The sequence below is a fragment of the Microcoleus sp. POL10_C6 genome, assembly GCF_036701585.1.
Taxonomy (GTDB): domain Bacteria; phylum Cyanobacteriota; class Cyanobacteriia; order Cyanobacteriales; family Microcoleaceae; genus Microcoleus.
This window is the reverse complement of the sequence record NZ_JAUBRB010000019.1, coordinates 48,079-62,546: the sequence shown is the minus strand read 5'-3', so window position 1 is coordinate 62,546 and position 14,468 is coordinate 48,079. Positions and strand designations below refer to the sequence as shown.

Genomic DNA, 14,468 nt, shown 5'->3' with positions numbered 1-14,468 from the left:
CATCAGCGTTAATCAGCGTTAATCGGCGGTTGAAAAAATCTTTAATTTCGATAAAAATCAATTGATAAACTCCTGCACTCTCTGCCAAACTCGCTCCAATAAATCTGGCGTGCTAACATCAAACCATTCAATTTCCGGATAAGCACGAAACCAAGTCCGCTGTCTCTTCGCAAATTGTCGCGTGTGCAAAATTGTTAATTCTTTAGCTTCTTCAAGCTTAATGTCGCCAGCCAAATATTGTTTCATTTCCTGATATCCCAGCGTGTTCAACAGTGGCAAGTCACAGCCGTATTTTTTACACAAATATTCAACTTCAGCAATCCAACCGCGTTCTAGCATTTGTTCGGTGCGCTGTTTGATCCGATCGACCAAAACATCGATCGCGCAATCCAACCCAATTTGTAAAATAGGATAATTGGGAGGATTTTCGCCCTGTTGTTCGGAAATAGAGCGACCGGTGACATAAAATACTTCTAATGCCCTCAAAGTTCTTACGGGGTCATTGACGTGAATTTTCTCAGCCGCAGAGCGATCGACCTGCTGCAACATCGCGTAACATTGAGATTGTCCGAGTTCTGCAAGTTGCGATCGCAATTCGGGCATCGGCCCTACCCTCGGAATTTTTAAACCGCGCACGATCGATTTAATATATAAGCCCGTCCCTCCCACCAACAACAGAGGAGGAGAAACAGGAAAATCGACATCAGCAATTAATTTTTGAGCTTGTTGCTGGTAATCTGCGACTGTGAGCGTTTGCGTCGGATCGCAGATGTCAATTAAGTGATGCGGTACAGAAGTGCGATCGACTGCCGTCGGTTTTGCTGTTCCGATGTCAAATTCGCGGTACACTTGACGGGAGTCCGCACTCAGGATCGAGGATTGCAGTCGCCCCGCCAAAGCCAAAGCCACTCCCGACTTCCCCGTCGCCGTCGCCCCACAAATCGTAATTAATTTAGGCATAAGCTGTCGCACGTTTCCCTATAAAAACTCTCAAATCCTCTCCTCTCCATGCTTTCCCGTCTCTCCTACACTGATTCACCGCGCTACGCCTGGGGAGTCGGGAAGCAATATCAAAACTATTCCCCTCCGTCCCCCCGATAAATTTCCCTTCAGAAAGCCCTAGCATCGCCTTTAACGGTTTTGTGCTATAATTTTAGGAGTTTTCCCATTTTAGAAGCTTTCGGGGCTTTAGGCCTCATTATTGGAGCTATTTTTGTATGACCAGCAGCTACAGCGCCGACCAGATTCAAGTTCTCGAAGGTCTCGAAGCAGTCCGTAAACGACCGGGGATGTACATCGGTACCACCGGCCCGCGAGGACTCCACCATCTAGTTTACGAGGTTGTGGACAATTCCATAGATGAGGCGCTGGCTGGCCACTGCACTCACATCGAGATTGACATCAACGCCGACGGTTCCGTTACCGTGACAGACGACGGCCGGGGTATTCCGACCGGCATCGTTGCCAAGACTGGCAAATCGGGAATAGAAACAGTAATGACTGTACTCCACGCCGGCGGTAAATTTGGCGGTGGTGGCTACAAGGTTTCTGGAGGATTGCACGGTGTAGGTATTTCTGTTGTTAACGCGCTGTCCGAGTGGGTAGAAGTGACAGTTTGGCGCGACCAAAAAGAACATTTACAGCGCTACGAAAGAGGCAATCCAGTTACTGAACTTACTGCCAAGCCCAACAAAGGTACTCGCACCGGCACTTCAGTTTCTTTCTTGCCAGATACTCAAATATTTAGCACTGGCATTGAATTTGATTACACTATACTCGCAGGGCGCTTGCGAGAATTGGGTTACTTGAATGCGGGCGTGAGAATTACGTTTAGCGACCACCGTTTGGAACTGCTTAAAAGTAGCGAACCTCGCGTCGAAACATACTGTTATGAGGGCGGAATCAAGGAATATATCGCCTACATGAACCGCGAAAAGCAGCCTCTGCACGAAGAAGTGATCTACGTGCAAGGAGAACGCAACAACGTGCAGATAGAAGTGGCTTTGCAGTGGTGCGTTGATGCTTTTAGCGACAACGTTCTAGGTTTTGCTAACAACATTCGGACGATCGACGGTGGCACGCACTTAGAAGGTTTGAAGGCTGTTTTGACGCGGACGATGAATTCGATCGCCCGCAAGCGCAACAAAATCAAAGAAAACGAGCCCAACCTCGCCGGCGAAAACGTTCGCGAAGGTTTGACAGCAGTCATTTCGGTCAAAGTCCCAGACCCGGAATTTGAAGGCCAAACTAAAACTAAGCTAGGAAATACAGAAGTTAGGGGAATTGTCGATTCCTTAGTAGGCGAAGTATTAACAGAATATTTGGAGTTTCGCCCCCAAGTAGCTGACGCTATTTTGGAAAAAGCAATTCAGGCATTTAAAGCCGCTGAAGCCGCCCGCCGTGCCCGCGATTTAGTGCGCCGAAAATCAGTCTTAGAATCGTCTCCTTTGCCTGGAAAATTAGCGGACTGTAGCTCCAGAGACCCCGCCCTGTCTGAGATCTACCTGGTGGAAGGGGATTCTGCAGGCGGATCGGCAAAACAAGGGCGCGATCGCCAATTCCAAGCAATCCTGCCTTTGCGCGGTAAAATTCTCAACATTGAGAAAACCGACGACGCCAAAATCTACAAAAATAACGAAATTCAATCGTTAATTACAGCCCTGGGTTTGGGCATCAAAGGCGAAGAATTCGATCCGGGTCAATTGCGGTATCACCACATCGTAATTATGACTGACGCTGACGTAGATGGTGCTCACATCCGCACGCTGTTGCTGACTTTCTTCTACCGCTATCAGCGCGCACTTGTAGACCAAGGTTACATCTATATTGCTTGTCCTCCTCTCTATAAAGTGGAACGGGGACGCAATCATTACTACTGTTACAGCGATCGCGAAATGAACAATCTCATCCGCAATGAATTTCCGGCGAATGCTAACTACACCATTCAGCGGTTCAAAGGTTTGGGTGAAATGATGCCGACACAGTTGTGGGATACAACGATGAACCCAGAAACTCGGACGCTGAAACGAGTGGAGATTGAAGACGCTGCTGAGGCCGATCGCATCTTTACGATCTTAATGGGCGATCGTGTCGCCCCCCGCCGCGAATTCATCGAAACCTACGGCCCCAAACTCAACCTCCTCGACTTGGACATCTAAGTTAGTTGACAGTTGACAGTTGACAGTTGTTTGCTGGCGAGGATGAGTCATTAGTCATTAGTCATTAGTCATTAGTTAGTGACTGATGACTGATGACTACTGACTACTGCCAACTTTTGTTATAAAAATTAATACAATCTCTCATCAAATCGATCTAAGGTAAACACTTAGGTAAATTTTAGATTTTTGGCGCATCCATCAGCTACCACAAAAATAGAAGGTTGGACAGTATAGCATGAGCATCAATTTAGCGACCAAATTGCGTGAGGGAACGAAAAAGTCCCACACAATGGCAGAAAACGTCGGTTTTGTCAAGTGTTTTTTAAAAGGCGTTGTAGAAAAAACTTCTTACCGGAAGTTAGTAGGAAACCTCTACTTTGTCTACTCGGCAATGGAAGAGGAAATGGAACGCCAAAAGCAGCATCCGGTTGTTTCAAAAATTTACTTTTCTGAGTTGAATCGCAAACAAAGCTTAGAGCAAGATTTATTTTACTACTACGGTGCGAATTGGCGCGAACAAGTAGCTCCGTCAGCTGCAGCTAAAGCTTATGTGGAGCGAATTCGCGAGATTTCGGCGACTGCCCCGGAACTGTTAGTCGCTCACTCTTACACTCGCTACTTGGGCGATTTATCCGGCGGACAAATCCTGAAGGGAATTGCCCAGCGCGGGATGAATCTTTCCGAGGGAGAAGGCACTGCTTTCTATGAATTCCAGGATATTCCTGATGAAAAAGAATTCAAGGCTAACTACCGTCAGGCAATGAATGAACTGCCGATTGACGAAGCAACAGCAGAACGAATTGTTGACGAAGCTAATGCAGCTTTTGGCATGAACATGAAGATGTTCATGGAGTTAGAAGGCAATTTGATTAAAGCAGTTGGTCAGATGCTTTTCAATACTCTGACGCGGAAGCGCGGTGGCGCCAGTACCGAATTGGCTACTGCTGATTGAGCCAACACTCATTGGCAATAATTTGAGCCTCGTTTAAGAGGAAAAACTTAAATCCTGGGGGTTTGATGGCTGCTTTTACAGTCACCAAATCTCCGGGATTTTGCATAGTGTTTGAATTGCGGGCGATCGACTTTTTATAGAAGAAGGAAGAAGGAAGAAGGAAGAAGGAAGAAGGAAGAAGGAAGGAAGAAGGAAGAAGGAAGAAGGAAGAATGCCCAATGCCCAATGCCCAATGCCCAATGCCCAATGCCCAATTACCCATTCTCATGCAAAGGAAACTTACTATATTTACCTTCCCACGCCGCGATTAGGAGGCTCCTCGTCCGGGACAGGCAAAGAAGTGGGCCTTACTTGCCGCTCCAAATACTTACTCAAAGCGTAAGCGATATCCCAGCGAGTCATCGGCTTCAAAGGATTAATCTTATTAGTTGCGAGATCAACATTAACAAACCCTTCATAAAGTGCAGTAGCTAGAGACTTTCTAGCCCAATTAGGAATTTCACCTGCATCGGGATACTTAGCTAAAATTTCGGAAATGCTGGCATCAGGAAACTGAAAAACCCCGTAAGCTTGAGCAAAAATCGCTAAAGCTTCCGCGCGAGTCACCCTTTGATTAGGGAAAAACATTCGGTCGCGATATCCACTCATTGTTCCCGTTTTCAAAACAGTTTGAATCGCACTGTAAGCCCAGTAACTCTTCGGTACGTCCGGCAATTCTTTATCCGGTTTCTGAGCGGTTTTCCGCCGTTCCAAACCAAAAGTTTTTACTAAAATCACCGCCAAATCAGCACGACTGACAAGACCCTCAGCATTAAAATTGCCACTGGCATCTTTATTCATCAACCCTGCACTCACAACCCGGTCGATCGGGTCAATTATTTCTTGAGATTGAACCGCCATAGGCACTCCTTGCAGTAGGGCGATAGCCAAAAAAATACTCACTAACCTTTTCACGATTTTAATCCTTTCTGTCGCTAAAACAATCATGAAAACAGCAGTAATATTTTTTCCGGTTCCCTCGGTATTATTCTGTGGTTTCGGCAGTGCGCTAGATTTGGGGATTATATATTAAAATCCAACATTTGCTTCCGGCAAAGCGCCCTGCATTTTACCCAACCAATCAATCAAATTATCCAATTGCTTTTGGGCCGTTAAAACCGCCATACCTCGAATAGTAACCTTCCCCTTGCTGTAGACAAAACGAGAGCGCAAATGTTCCGGCAAATTAGCCTTGAGCAAATTCCAAGCAGGCTCTTCCATCGCCGTTTCCAAAACTATGTTCTGCTTATTCTCCGGTTTGATACGAGAAAAACCGATTTTTTTAGCAATTTGTTTGAGTTCGACCACACGGATAAGTTGCTGGGCTGGCAGAGGAATTGGCCCATAGCGATCGCACCAATCAGCCTGAATCTGCTGTAATTCTTCAGGAGTATTAGCAGAAGCCACCGACCGGTAAGCGCTCATCTTTTGATCCAAATCTGCGATGTAATCGGCAGGAATAAACGCCGTCAAAGTTAGGTCAATTTGCGCGTCCTCAACTTTCGGAATTTCCTGACCCTTAATTTCCCGAATGGCTTCCTCTAACATTTCAGCATACAAATCAAAACCGATCGCCTCCATTTGACCAGATTGTTCAGTACCCAAAACATCACCCGAACCGCGAATTTCCATATCTCGGACAGCCAACTGATAGCCAGAACCCAACTGGGCAAACTCTTGAATTGCCCGCAGCCGCTGCCTTGCAGCATCAGAAAGTTGGTTCTGCTTGGGATAAAACAGCCAAGCATGAGCTTGAATCCCCGCGCGTCCCACCCGTCCCCGCAACTGGTAAAGCTGACCCAAACCAAACTTCTGCGCGTCTTCAATTAAAATAGTATTGACTCGCGGAATATCCAAACCCGACTCAATAATCGTCGTACACACCAAAATATCGAAATCTGCCGCACTGAAAGTCAGCATGATTGATTCTAGTTCCGACGCCTCCATTTGACCGTGGGCGATCGCAATTCTGGCAGACGGAACCATCTCCTGCAACTGAGCGGCCAACTCATCAATCCCCTCAATCCGCGGCACCACGTAAAACACCTGACCGCCCCTGTCCAACTCTTGACGAATTGCCGATCGCACCGTTTCTGCGTTATAGGGAGCCAAATGCGTCTGAATCGGGCGTCTGCTGGGAGGCGGAGTCGCAATCAAACTCATCTCGCGAATCCCCGACAGGGACATATACAAAGTCCGAGGAATCGGCGTTGCTGTCAAAGTCAGAACATCTACCTCTGTTTTGAGAGATTTAATTGCTTCCTTTTGCTTAACTCCAAACCGCTGTTCTTCATCCACCACCAACAAGCCCAAATCCCGAAATTTAATCGCCTTGCTCAAAACAGCTTGAGTACCGACAATCACATCTAATTCCCCAGTCGCCAAACGCTTGTGAATCTCCCGGCGCTCGGTTTCCGTCCGAAAGCGATTGAGCAAACCAACTTCGATCGGATAAGGGGAAAAACGCTCAGAGAGCGTGTGATAGTGCTGTTGGGTCAAAATCGTCGTCGGCGCGAGCAAAGCCACCTGCTTGCCCGCCGTAACCGCCTTAAAAATTGCTCTCAGAGCAACTTCTGTCTTACCAAAACCGACATCGCCACAGACCAAGCGATCCATCGGTCGATCGCCCTCCATGTCGCGTTTCACATCCTGAGTTGCCTTCAACTGATCCGGCGTTGGCTGGTAAGGAAAAGAATCCTCTAATTCTTGTTGCCAAGGCATATCAGGAGGAAAAGCGTAACCTGTTTGTTTAGCTCTTTTAGCATAAAGATTCAGCAAATCCACTGCCAATTTTTTAACAGCTTTGCGAACCTTTGTTTTAGTTTTTTCCCAAGTTTGGCCTGTCAGCTTGTTGAGATCCGGTACTTTATCGCCTACAGTCCGAAACCTCGACAAAGCGCCCAATTGATCGGCCGCCACTCTCAGAGTACCGTCAGCGTATTGAAGCACCAAATATTCGCGAGTTTCGCGATCGATCGTCAAACGTTCCAACTTGATAAATTTGCCCACTCCGTGCTGGCGGTGAACCACATAATCACCAGGGCTTAATTTATTCGGGTCTACTTGCTTAGAAGCAGCACGACGGCGCTTGCGGACGTAGCTAAAAGTAGCGAGAGAATGCTGACCGTAAAATTCCCGATCGGTAATTAAAACTATCCGAAAAGTCGGCAGAATAAAACCTTCCAATTCGGCCAGCCCGCTGTACTTCAAAGCAACCGGAACGTGCTGCAATTGCAACTTGTCGATCGCCAAATAATCGCGTGGATTCACCACAAACTGAGCCGGACAGTCGTGTTCCGACAGCAGAGAAACCGATCGACTCGGTTGAGCCGAAACCAGAAAAATGGTAAAACCCCGATCGCGCTCTTCCCTGAGCATTTGAGACAGCTTCGCAAATTGGTGAGGCATCACCGGCACAGGCCGAGAAGCCAAATTAATCGCAGACGGTAGCTGGTCACTCTCGGCAGAGTTTTGAATTTTTTTAGTAGTAGAATCTTCTGCCAATTCTGAAAGTTCTAGCCGCTCGAAAGCTGCGACATCTGCCATAGATTCAGCAAACGTGCGGTGAATTTTTGGAACTTTAAAATTAGCAATTGGCAATTTTTCTGTAGCCTCACCAGCAACTGCCGATTCCCGATTGCAATTATTCCACTGTTCCTGTGCATTCTCATACCAGCGGTCGCTGTGACCTTCGCACCCTTGCGGTTCGTCAATAACAACTAAAGTATTTTCTGTCAAATAATCCAACAAAGATGCAGGTTGCTCGAACGCTAAACCCAACAGCCTGCGGACAAATTTTTCGGCTTCATTTTCTGGGTCTACAGAGCCTAGTTGGTTAATTTCGTCAATATTTTTTTCAGATAAAACTGCTTTAATAATTGTGTTAAAATTAGTGGGAGTTAAAACTAATCGATCGACCTTATCGAGCGATCGCTGGGAAGACGGATCGAACTCCCGAATTTGCTCCAAATTATCTCCGAACCATTCCAGCCGCACCGGCAACTCCGCCGCTACCGGAAACACATCGACAATATCACCCCGGCGACTCCACTGGCCCTCCATTTCCACCAGAGTCACCCGATCGTACCCCATCGACACCAGTTGACGATCCAGTATCTTTGAGTCTTGAACCGCACCTCGCTTCAGCGTCAGACAGTAGGGTTCAAAAGCAGCAGGTGGGGGCAAGTGAGACTGGAGAGCTCTTTCGGTAGCTACAATCGCGATCGGCTTAGAATTAGCGTTTGTTTCTTGTTTCTCGACCAAATCCGCTAGCACCTGCATTTGCCCCCAAGTCATTTCGTTCTCGTCGGAGTAAGATAGCTCGTAGGGTGAAGCCTCCGAAGTCGGGTAAAAATGTACGGTTTGCCAGCCCATCGCCTCTAAAGAGGCAACCCAGCGGCCGGCTTCTTCTAAAGTAGCCGTAACGGTCAATAAGTTTCGCCCCTCTTGCTGTGCGAGGGCGGAAGCTACCAAAGCTTTAGGCAAACGGGCGATGCCGGACAGTTGCACGTAGCGATGGCGCTTGAGCTTGTTGAGGAGTTCTGTTGCTAGGGGCGATCGGCCCAGGGTACGAATTATTGAAGAGAAAGTCATGCGCTTTTAATTTTAATCCCTGATCGGCGAAGGCTCTTTCCCTTTGCCTGTTAAGGAGATTGTACGACAAACATCCATGATTGTGCCGCTCTGCTGTTGACGCATGGGAACTTAACTAGAGATAGATTTCTGCTTTAATATGTCGATCCTGCGATCGCGATCGAGCCAGTTCCGTTAATATAGGGCCAGGCTTAGAAAAAATTTCGATTTTGCGATCGAGATTCGCAGCTTCCAGACCTCTCCTGTGACTGCACCCAAAGACGGATACAAGCCCCCGACTCAAGTTGTGAAGATCGAAGAATTTTAGACATTAGGGAAATCCCCCAGATACTGGCGGCGTCGTCAATCTAAAATCTAAAATCTAAAATCGACTAACCGGGCACAGCGCTTTGCCGTTACTACCGAAAATTTTAGAAATGTCCCCAAGTACCGATATTCTGATTGTTCTCCTACTGGTTTTCCTCAATGGCTTATTTGTGATGTCAGAGATGGCCATCATCTCTGTACGGAAGGTGAGACTGCAACAGATGGCCAACCAAGGTTCGATCAATGCCCGCGTAGCTTTGGATCTGGCTAATGCCCCCAATCAGTTCTTGCCGACAGTTCAAATCGGGATTACGATGCTGGCCATTCTGTCGGGCGCTTTCGGAGAAACGACGATTTCTAGAAGGGTAGAGCCTTTGTTGCGGCTGATCCCTGCCCTCGCGCCCTACTCTCAGACGATCGCCTCAGTAGTAGCAGTTTTAACGATCACTTATCTGACCCTAATTATCGGCGAACTTGTGCCGAAGCGGCTAGCGCTCAACAACCCGGAACCCATCGCCTCAAGCGTAGCAATTCCCATGCGAATGCTCTCAAAAATTGGCGCTCCGGCGGTTTTTCTGTTAAGTTATTCCACTGACTTAGTGATGCGGATCATGGGGATTGTGCCTTCTACAGAACCGCAAGTTACAGAGGAAGAAATTAAAGTTTTGATCGAGCAAGGAACAGAAGCCGGAACCTTTGAAGAAGCCGAACAAGATATGGTGGAAAGAGTGTTTCGTTTGGGCGATCGGCGAGTCAGCGCCTTAATGACTCCGCGTCCCGATCTTACCTGGCTCGACCTCGACGACTCAGTGGAAGAAAACCGCCAAAAAATGCTCGGCAGTGGTCATTCTCGGTTTCCCGTGTGTCAGGGAGGACTCGACAACGTTGTCGGTTTAGTACACGTTACTGATATGCTGTCTCGGACTTTAACTGGTCAACCGCTAGATTTAAGCGCTTCTTTACGACGACCGTTATTTGTACCGGAAAGCACGCGAGGTTTAAAAGTATTAGAACTTTTCAAACAATCTAGCAATCAAATTGCCTTGGTAGTAGACGAATACGGCGTCATTCAAGGATTGGTTACAGTCAACGACATTTTAGTGGAACTCGTTGGCGACTTTCCCTCGATTGAAGATGCTGACGAACCTCAAACCGTGCAGCGCGAAGACGGTTCTTGGCTGTTAGACGGAATGCTAGCAGTCGAAGATTTTTTTGAGCTATTTGGAATCGAAGAGTCAGCAGAACACAAAGGAAGTTACCACACAATGGGCGGTTTTGTGATTACAAATTTGGGCAAAATTCCCACAGCAGCAGAGCATTTTGAGTGGAACGGTTTGCGCGTGGAAGTAGTCGATATGGACGGGAATCGAGTTGATAAAATCTTGGTAATGCCGATCGACTCAACGGGCGATCGACCTAAAACCCAAGCAAAAACCTAAAATTTAAACTCAGCGGTAAGGTGCGCTAGGCGCACCCTACATCCACCATTCAGCGGATATTTCAGACCTACTTCTTTTTGCTTCTAGCCTCATCTTTCCGCAAAGATTCCAGAATAGAACGGCCCAGATAATTGCTAAAAACCACCTCTCCAGCTTGATTGTAGTGGCAGCAGCTATCTACATAAACAGCTTCTTTAGTCTTGTCAAAAACATTAACCGCATTCACTAGAGTGATATTATTTTTTTCCAAATTCGGAAACTTCTTGAAAAGAGCCGGATATCCAATTTGTACAGATTTAGCATAAGGAGTATCCTTGTTAAAAGCAATCTGCTTTTCGGCTTCACCAAACACCCTTTTCGTCTGATAATATTGATTAGGCTGAAGAACATGAAAATAAGGCACATTACTAGCAGACAGAACTTTGTGCATAAAAATTGAACTTTTTGCCCAATTTAACGCCATTTCTTGAAAAGCTACTGAATCCTGTAAAACTGACTTATTAGTATTGATATAAATAACGCTGCCACTGTCATCTTTTTTTTGTTTAGTCCGTTCTTTCTCAAACTTAATGACATCGGTTTTATAGTTATTAACTAGATTTTGAACGTAAACAGAAGTTAAAGCATCGCACGCAGCTAAAGAACAGTTTTGTAAGCGTTCCAAACCCTGACTAATCCTAGCTTTATTTTCTTGGATTCTGATAGTTGCTTTCATCGCTTTGGTAGAAAGGCTATTATTCGCCAAGCTAGTCAGCGGCAAAATATGCTGAATGCTTGGCATCGCCAAATCGACTTGATTTTTATTGTTTAAATTAGAAAGTGCTACTTCATTAAAACCATCTATATTGACAACCAGATCCAGTTCTTGCCCTAAAGCCAAAAAATAGTTTAAAATTAATAATTGCTGCGGTTGTTTGTAGCCTCCGGTAGCAAAAGACAAAATTACAAATTCTTTATCTTTCAAACCCGGAAGCTGCTTTAGGTATTGAGGTAAAATTTTGTTTTGAACTTCAAATACTCCATAATTAGAAGCCACAGAACCGCCAAAAACTCCGATAATAAATTGATTTTTATTTGTTTTTTTCAATGGGTAATCATAAGGAGAAATAAATCCATAATTATTGACTTTAAAACCAGGTCTAAAATCAGCGCTGGGTTTCTGAATGAACCCAAAAAAAGGATGAAACCTTTCAACAATAGACTGATTCAGCCGTACTCCTTCTAAATTAATTCCTAAAGCCGACTTATCTTGCGTCTTTTCTCTAGTATAGAAAAATTGCTTGTGCTTGACAAAATACCATGCCAAGGAGCCAAGCTCGAGGAAAACCAGTAAAATCGCTAAGTTAATCAAAGCTATTTTTAGAAATCCTTGTCCTTTTCTGAGAAAATTTAAATCTTTCATAAACCTCTATTTCGACTCTCTTACTACTTTAATAATGGAACTAGAAACATAGTTGGCCAATACTTCGTCTCCGACAGAATTATAGTGGCAGCAGGCATCTTTGTAAACCGTTTCTTTTGTATTGTCTAAAATATTCACTGCGCTAAAAACATTAACCCCAGCTTTTTGCAAATCATCGACTTTGGACAACAATACTGGATAACCTTTTTTCACACCTTCAATGTAAGGACTCTTCTGGTCGATCGCAATTTCGTTTTCCTTGGCGGTAAACGCTCGCTTAGTGGGATAATACTGGTTGGGCTGGAGAAAGTGAAAATACTTAATCTTTCTACTTGATAAAATTTGATTCATCCCGATCGACGATTGATACCACATCGATGCCATTTTGTCAAAAGCAGCGGCATCCTGCAAAACAAAGTCAGCTTTGGGAATGTATACTATACCGCTATTTGCGGTGTCTGGGCTGGATTGTTTGACTTGCGAATCGTACTTGACAACGGCTTGCTGGTAATTGTTGACTAATTGTTTCACCTGTAGCGAGGTGACAGCGTGACACAAAGCAAGTTGACAAGTTTGCAATTTGTCAATACCTGCTTTCAACTGTTTTTTGTTTTCGTTAATTTGCACGATCGAACTCATCGCTTCCGGTGACAAGTTGTTGCTAGCTAAACCAGTCAGAGGCTGTATGTGCTGAACGCTGGGCATTCCTATTTCTACTTGGGCTTTGTTGTTTAAATTAGACAGTGCTACTTCGTTAAAACCATCAATATTTATGACTAAATCTAACTCTTGACCCAACGCCAGAAAGTAATTTAAAATTAATAATTGTTGGGGCTGTTTGTAGCCCCCGTTGCCAAAATTTAAGACAATAATTTCCTTATTGGCAAATTCTGGATAACTCTTCAATTTGTTAGACAATCTGCGATTTACGTATTCATCGACTGCAAAGTTATTCGCAACTGAACCCCCAAAAACTCCGATAATAACTTGATTTTTATTGGTTTTAATAAACGGATATTCGTAGAGTGAAAAAAAGCCGTCTTTGTTGACTTTTAACTTTAATTTTTTATTGGTAAAAGCCCCTTGTTTTAGCACGTAACCAAAAAGTGGGTGCAGTCTTTCTACGATAGATTCATCAAGTCTAATGCCGATCCTTTCAATATCTTCTACTACTTTTTCTTTGGCTTTAGTTCTGGTATAAAAAAACTGCTTTTGGTTGATAAAATAAAAAGCTAGCGATAAAGCTTCCAGACAAATAAAGGCGATCGCCAAATTAACCGCGACTATAATTAATATGTTTTTGCCTTTTTTCAAAGCCGTTGAATCTTTCATGAAATTTGACTGATTACGGTTGTTTTTTGGGTACTTGAGACTGCTTCAAATTTTCGCACAAATTTCGGTTAATCAGGATACTAGCCAGTCGGTGTCCGAGTTCATTCCAGTGACCCCCACAGGGTACAGAATTATCAAAACCGTGGGCGCAGACTTGATATTTTTCAGTGTAACCTTGGATCTGTTCCGATAAATTTAGTACCCGAAAACCCTCGCGCGCGCCCAAATTTTCCAGCCGCCTATCGGGATAAAACAAATCCTGAATGTTGTTTTTTTTCATAAAATTTTTTCGCCGATCGGCCTCCGGTCTAACTTGCATCGGATCGCCGATTGTCACCACCAAAAAATCAGCATTTTTCTGCACGACTTCATTCCGCATCGTCACAATCAAACCCTCTGTCACCCTCCACGCCTCTTCCCAAGCTGCATTTTGAGGTTCCTTGAGGTTCAGGGTACTTAAAGTGGTAAAATGCCCGGACAACTCCCGCTTTTTCCGATCTAAGTCTACCTTTTTAATGACTTGCAAAATGCGCGAATTGTTGACGATCAAACTGGGCATCCGGTCTACAAAGGAAACTGCTCTTTCGTTGCGGTCGATCGGCGCCAGATTGCGAAAAGACATATCCGGTACTAACTTGCCGCTAGCATCATAAGCAAAAAATGGTCGGTAGCGATCGTATTCCAATTGCGGCGAATTATTTATCACATCATTGCCAATAAAAAAAGCAAGAATTACAATATCAGGACTGTAATCCCATACTTTTTTTCGCAGCATAATTAATTCTTGAGCAGTACCGTAGCCCTGCACCCCGAAATTCATTACCTCAACATTTTTGCGTCCCTTAACAGCTTCGCAGGTGCCTAACTTTCGTTCCAATTTAGACCAGAAAGTTTGTTCGACAGGTACGTGAATTGCTTCGGTGAAAGAATCGCCTAAAACCGCAACGCGCAAAGTATTTGGAGGTTTTGCTTTTGTGTGTTCACGATCGCGCAAACCCTCGCTATTCACCTGCACAAAACTCGCACCTTCCCCATTCCACTCCCCCGACGCGCCCGGTTTCAGCTTCCAGCCCAAATTTGGATCGGAAGTGTGGAAACGAGTGGGCGCCGAGTCTACGAAATCTCCTATTTTTGGATAGCCCTCGACTTTAGCAACTCGCAATCCAATTTCGCCAATTACCACCCCCATCAATAAACCACCGAGTGTCAAGCCCAAATTGACACCCAAATTTTTCAACTTGCTCATT

The 14,468-nt window shown here is 45.2% G+C and carries 10 protein-coding genes; 3 read left to right on the top strand and 7 right to left on the bottom strand.

Annotated features, from left to right (window positions below; genetic code table 11):
• Positions 1–57 precede the first annotated feature (57 nt).
• Complete coding sequence (gene miaA / locus QUA34_RS13000; protein ID WP_333387054.1) at positions 58–960, bottom strand: tRNA (adenosine(37)-N6)-dimethylallyltransferase MiaA; 903 nt, start codon at positions 958–960, stop codon at positions 58–60.
• A 257-nt stretch (positions 961–1,217) separates the two neighbouring features.
• Between miaA and gyrB the strand changes: the two genes are divergently transcribed.
• On the top strand, positions 1,218–3,158 hold the full coding sequence (gene gyrB, locus QUA34_RS12995) for a DNA topoisomerase (ATP-hydrolyzing) subunit B (protein ID WP_333039081.1): 1,941 nt from the start codon (positions 1,218–1,220) through the stop codon (positions 3,156–3,158).
• Positions 3,159–3,393: 235 nt separating this feature from the next.
• Positions 3,394–4,110 (top strand): heme oxygenase (biliverdin-producing), encoded by a 717-nt coding sequence (locus QUA34_RS12990; RefSeq protein ID WP_333082007.1) that lies wholly within the window; start codon positions 3,394–3,396, stop codon positions 4,108–4,110.
• On the opposite strand, the gene QUA34_RS12985 is transcribed toward QUA34_RS12990, so the two are convergent.
• The 3 genes from QUA34_RS12985 to mfd all read right to left on the bottom strand — a co-directional run bounded on the left by QUA34_RS12985 (position 4,097) and on the right by mfd (position 8,742).
• A complete protein-coding gene (locus tag QUA34_RS12985; protein ID WP_333387052.1) occupies positions 4,097–4,372 on the bottom strand; it encodes a hypothetical protein in 276 nt (91 codons plus the stop codon). The genes QUA34_RS12990 and QUA34_RS12985 overlap by 14 nt on opposite strands.
• Before the next feature lie 26 nt (positions 4,373–4,398).
• The gene (locus tag QUA34_RS12980) at positions 4,399–5,052 is read right to left on the bottom strand and encodes an S-layer homology domain-containing protein (RefSeq protein ID WP_333387050.1); all 654 of its coding nucleotides are present in this window, start codon (positions 5,050–5,052) and stop codon (positions 4,399–4,401) included.
• Positions 5,053–5,178: 126 nt separating this feature from the next.
• Positions 5,179–8,742: a transcription-repair coupling factor gene (gene mfd, locus QUA34_RS12975; RefSeq protein WP_333328042.1), complete on the bottom strand. Its 3,564-nt coding sequence runs from the start codon at positions 8,740–8,742 to the stop codon at positions 5,179–5,181.
• Positions 8,743–9,158: 416 nt separating this feature from the next.
• Between mfd and QUA34_RS12970 the strand changes: the two genes are divergently transcribed.
• Positions 9,159–10,487: a hemolysin family protein gene (locus QUA34_RS12970; protein WP_333082010.1), complete on the top strand. Its 1,329-nt coding sequence runs from the start codon at positions 9,159–9,161 to the stop codon at positions 10,485–10,487.
• A 67-nt stretch (positions 10,488–10,554) separates the two neighbouring features.
• Here QUA34_RS12970 and QUA34_RS12965 read toward each other — a convergent pair whose 3' ends face one another.
• The 3 genes from QUA34_RS12965 to QUA34_RS12955 are packed head-to-tail and all read right to left on the bottom strand — an operon-like array spanning position 10,555 to position 14,467.
• Positions 10,555–11,889 (bottom strand): hypothetical protein, encoded by a 1,335-nt coding sequence (locus tag QUA34_RS12965; protein ID WP_333387047.1) that lies wholly within the window; start codon positions 11,887–11,889, stop codon positions 10,555–10,557.
• A 6-nt stretch (positions 11,890–11,895) separates the two neighbouring features.
• A complete protein-coding gene (locus QUA34_RS12960) occupies positions 11,896–13,221 on the bottom strand; it encodes a hypothetical protein (protein WP_333387045.1) in 1,326 nt (441 codons plus the stop codon).
• 13 nt (positions 13,222–13,234) lie between these two features.
• Positions 13,235–14,467 carry an SGNH/GDSL hydrolase family protein gene (locus QUA34_RS12955; protein ID WP_333387043.1) on the bottom strand — a complete coding sequence of 411 codons (1,233 nt, stop codon included), beginning with the start codon at positions 14,465–14,467 and terminating at the stop codon, positions 13,235–13,237.
• Between the last annotated feature and the right edge of the window lies 1 nt (position 14,468).

Coding starts and splice junctions, on each gene's coding strand:
- miaA (WP_333387054.1), bottom strand. CDS start 960: ATGCCTAAATTAATTACGATTTGTGGGGCGACGGCGACGGGGAAGTCG.
- QUA34_RS12965 (WP_333387047.1), bottom strand. CDS start 11,889: ATGAAAGATTTAAATTTTCTCAGAAAAGGACAAGGATTTCTAAAAATA.
- QUA34_RS12955 (WP_333387043.1), bottom strand. CDS start 14,467: ATGAGCAAGTTGAAAAATTTGGGTGTCAATTTGGGCTTGACACTCGGT.
- QUA34_RS12970 (WP_333082010.1), top strand. CDS start 9,159: ATGTCCCCAAGTACCGATATTCTGATTGTTCTCCTACTGGTTTTCCTC.
- gyrB (WP_333039081.1), top strand. CDS start 1,218: ATGACCAGCAGCTACAGCGCCGACCAGATTCAAGTTCTCGAAGGTCTC.
- QUA34_RS12990 (WP_333082007.1), top strand. CDS start 3,394: ATGAGCATCAATTTAGCGACCAAATTGCGTGAGGGAACGAAAAAGTCC.
- QUA34_RS12985 (WP_333387052.1), bottom strand. CDS start 4,372: ATGGGTAATTGGGCATTGGGCATTGGGCATTGGGCATTGGGCATTGGG.
- QUA34_RS12960 (WP_333387045.1), bottom strand. CDS start 13,221: ATGAAAGATTCAACGGCTTTGAAAAAAGGCAAAAACATATTAATTATA.
- mfd (WP_333328042.1), bottom strand. CDS start 8,742: ATGACTTTCTCTTCAATAATTCGTACCCTGGGCCGATCGCCCCTAGCA.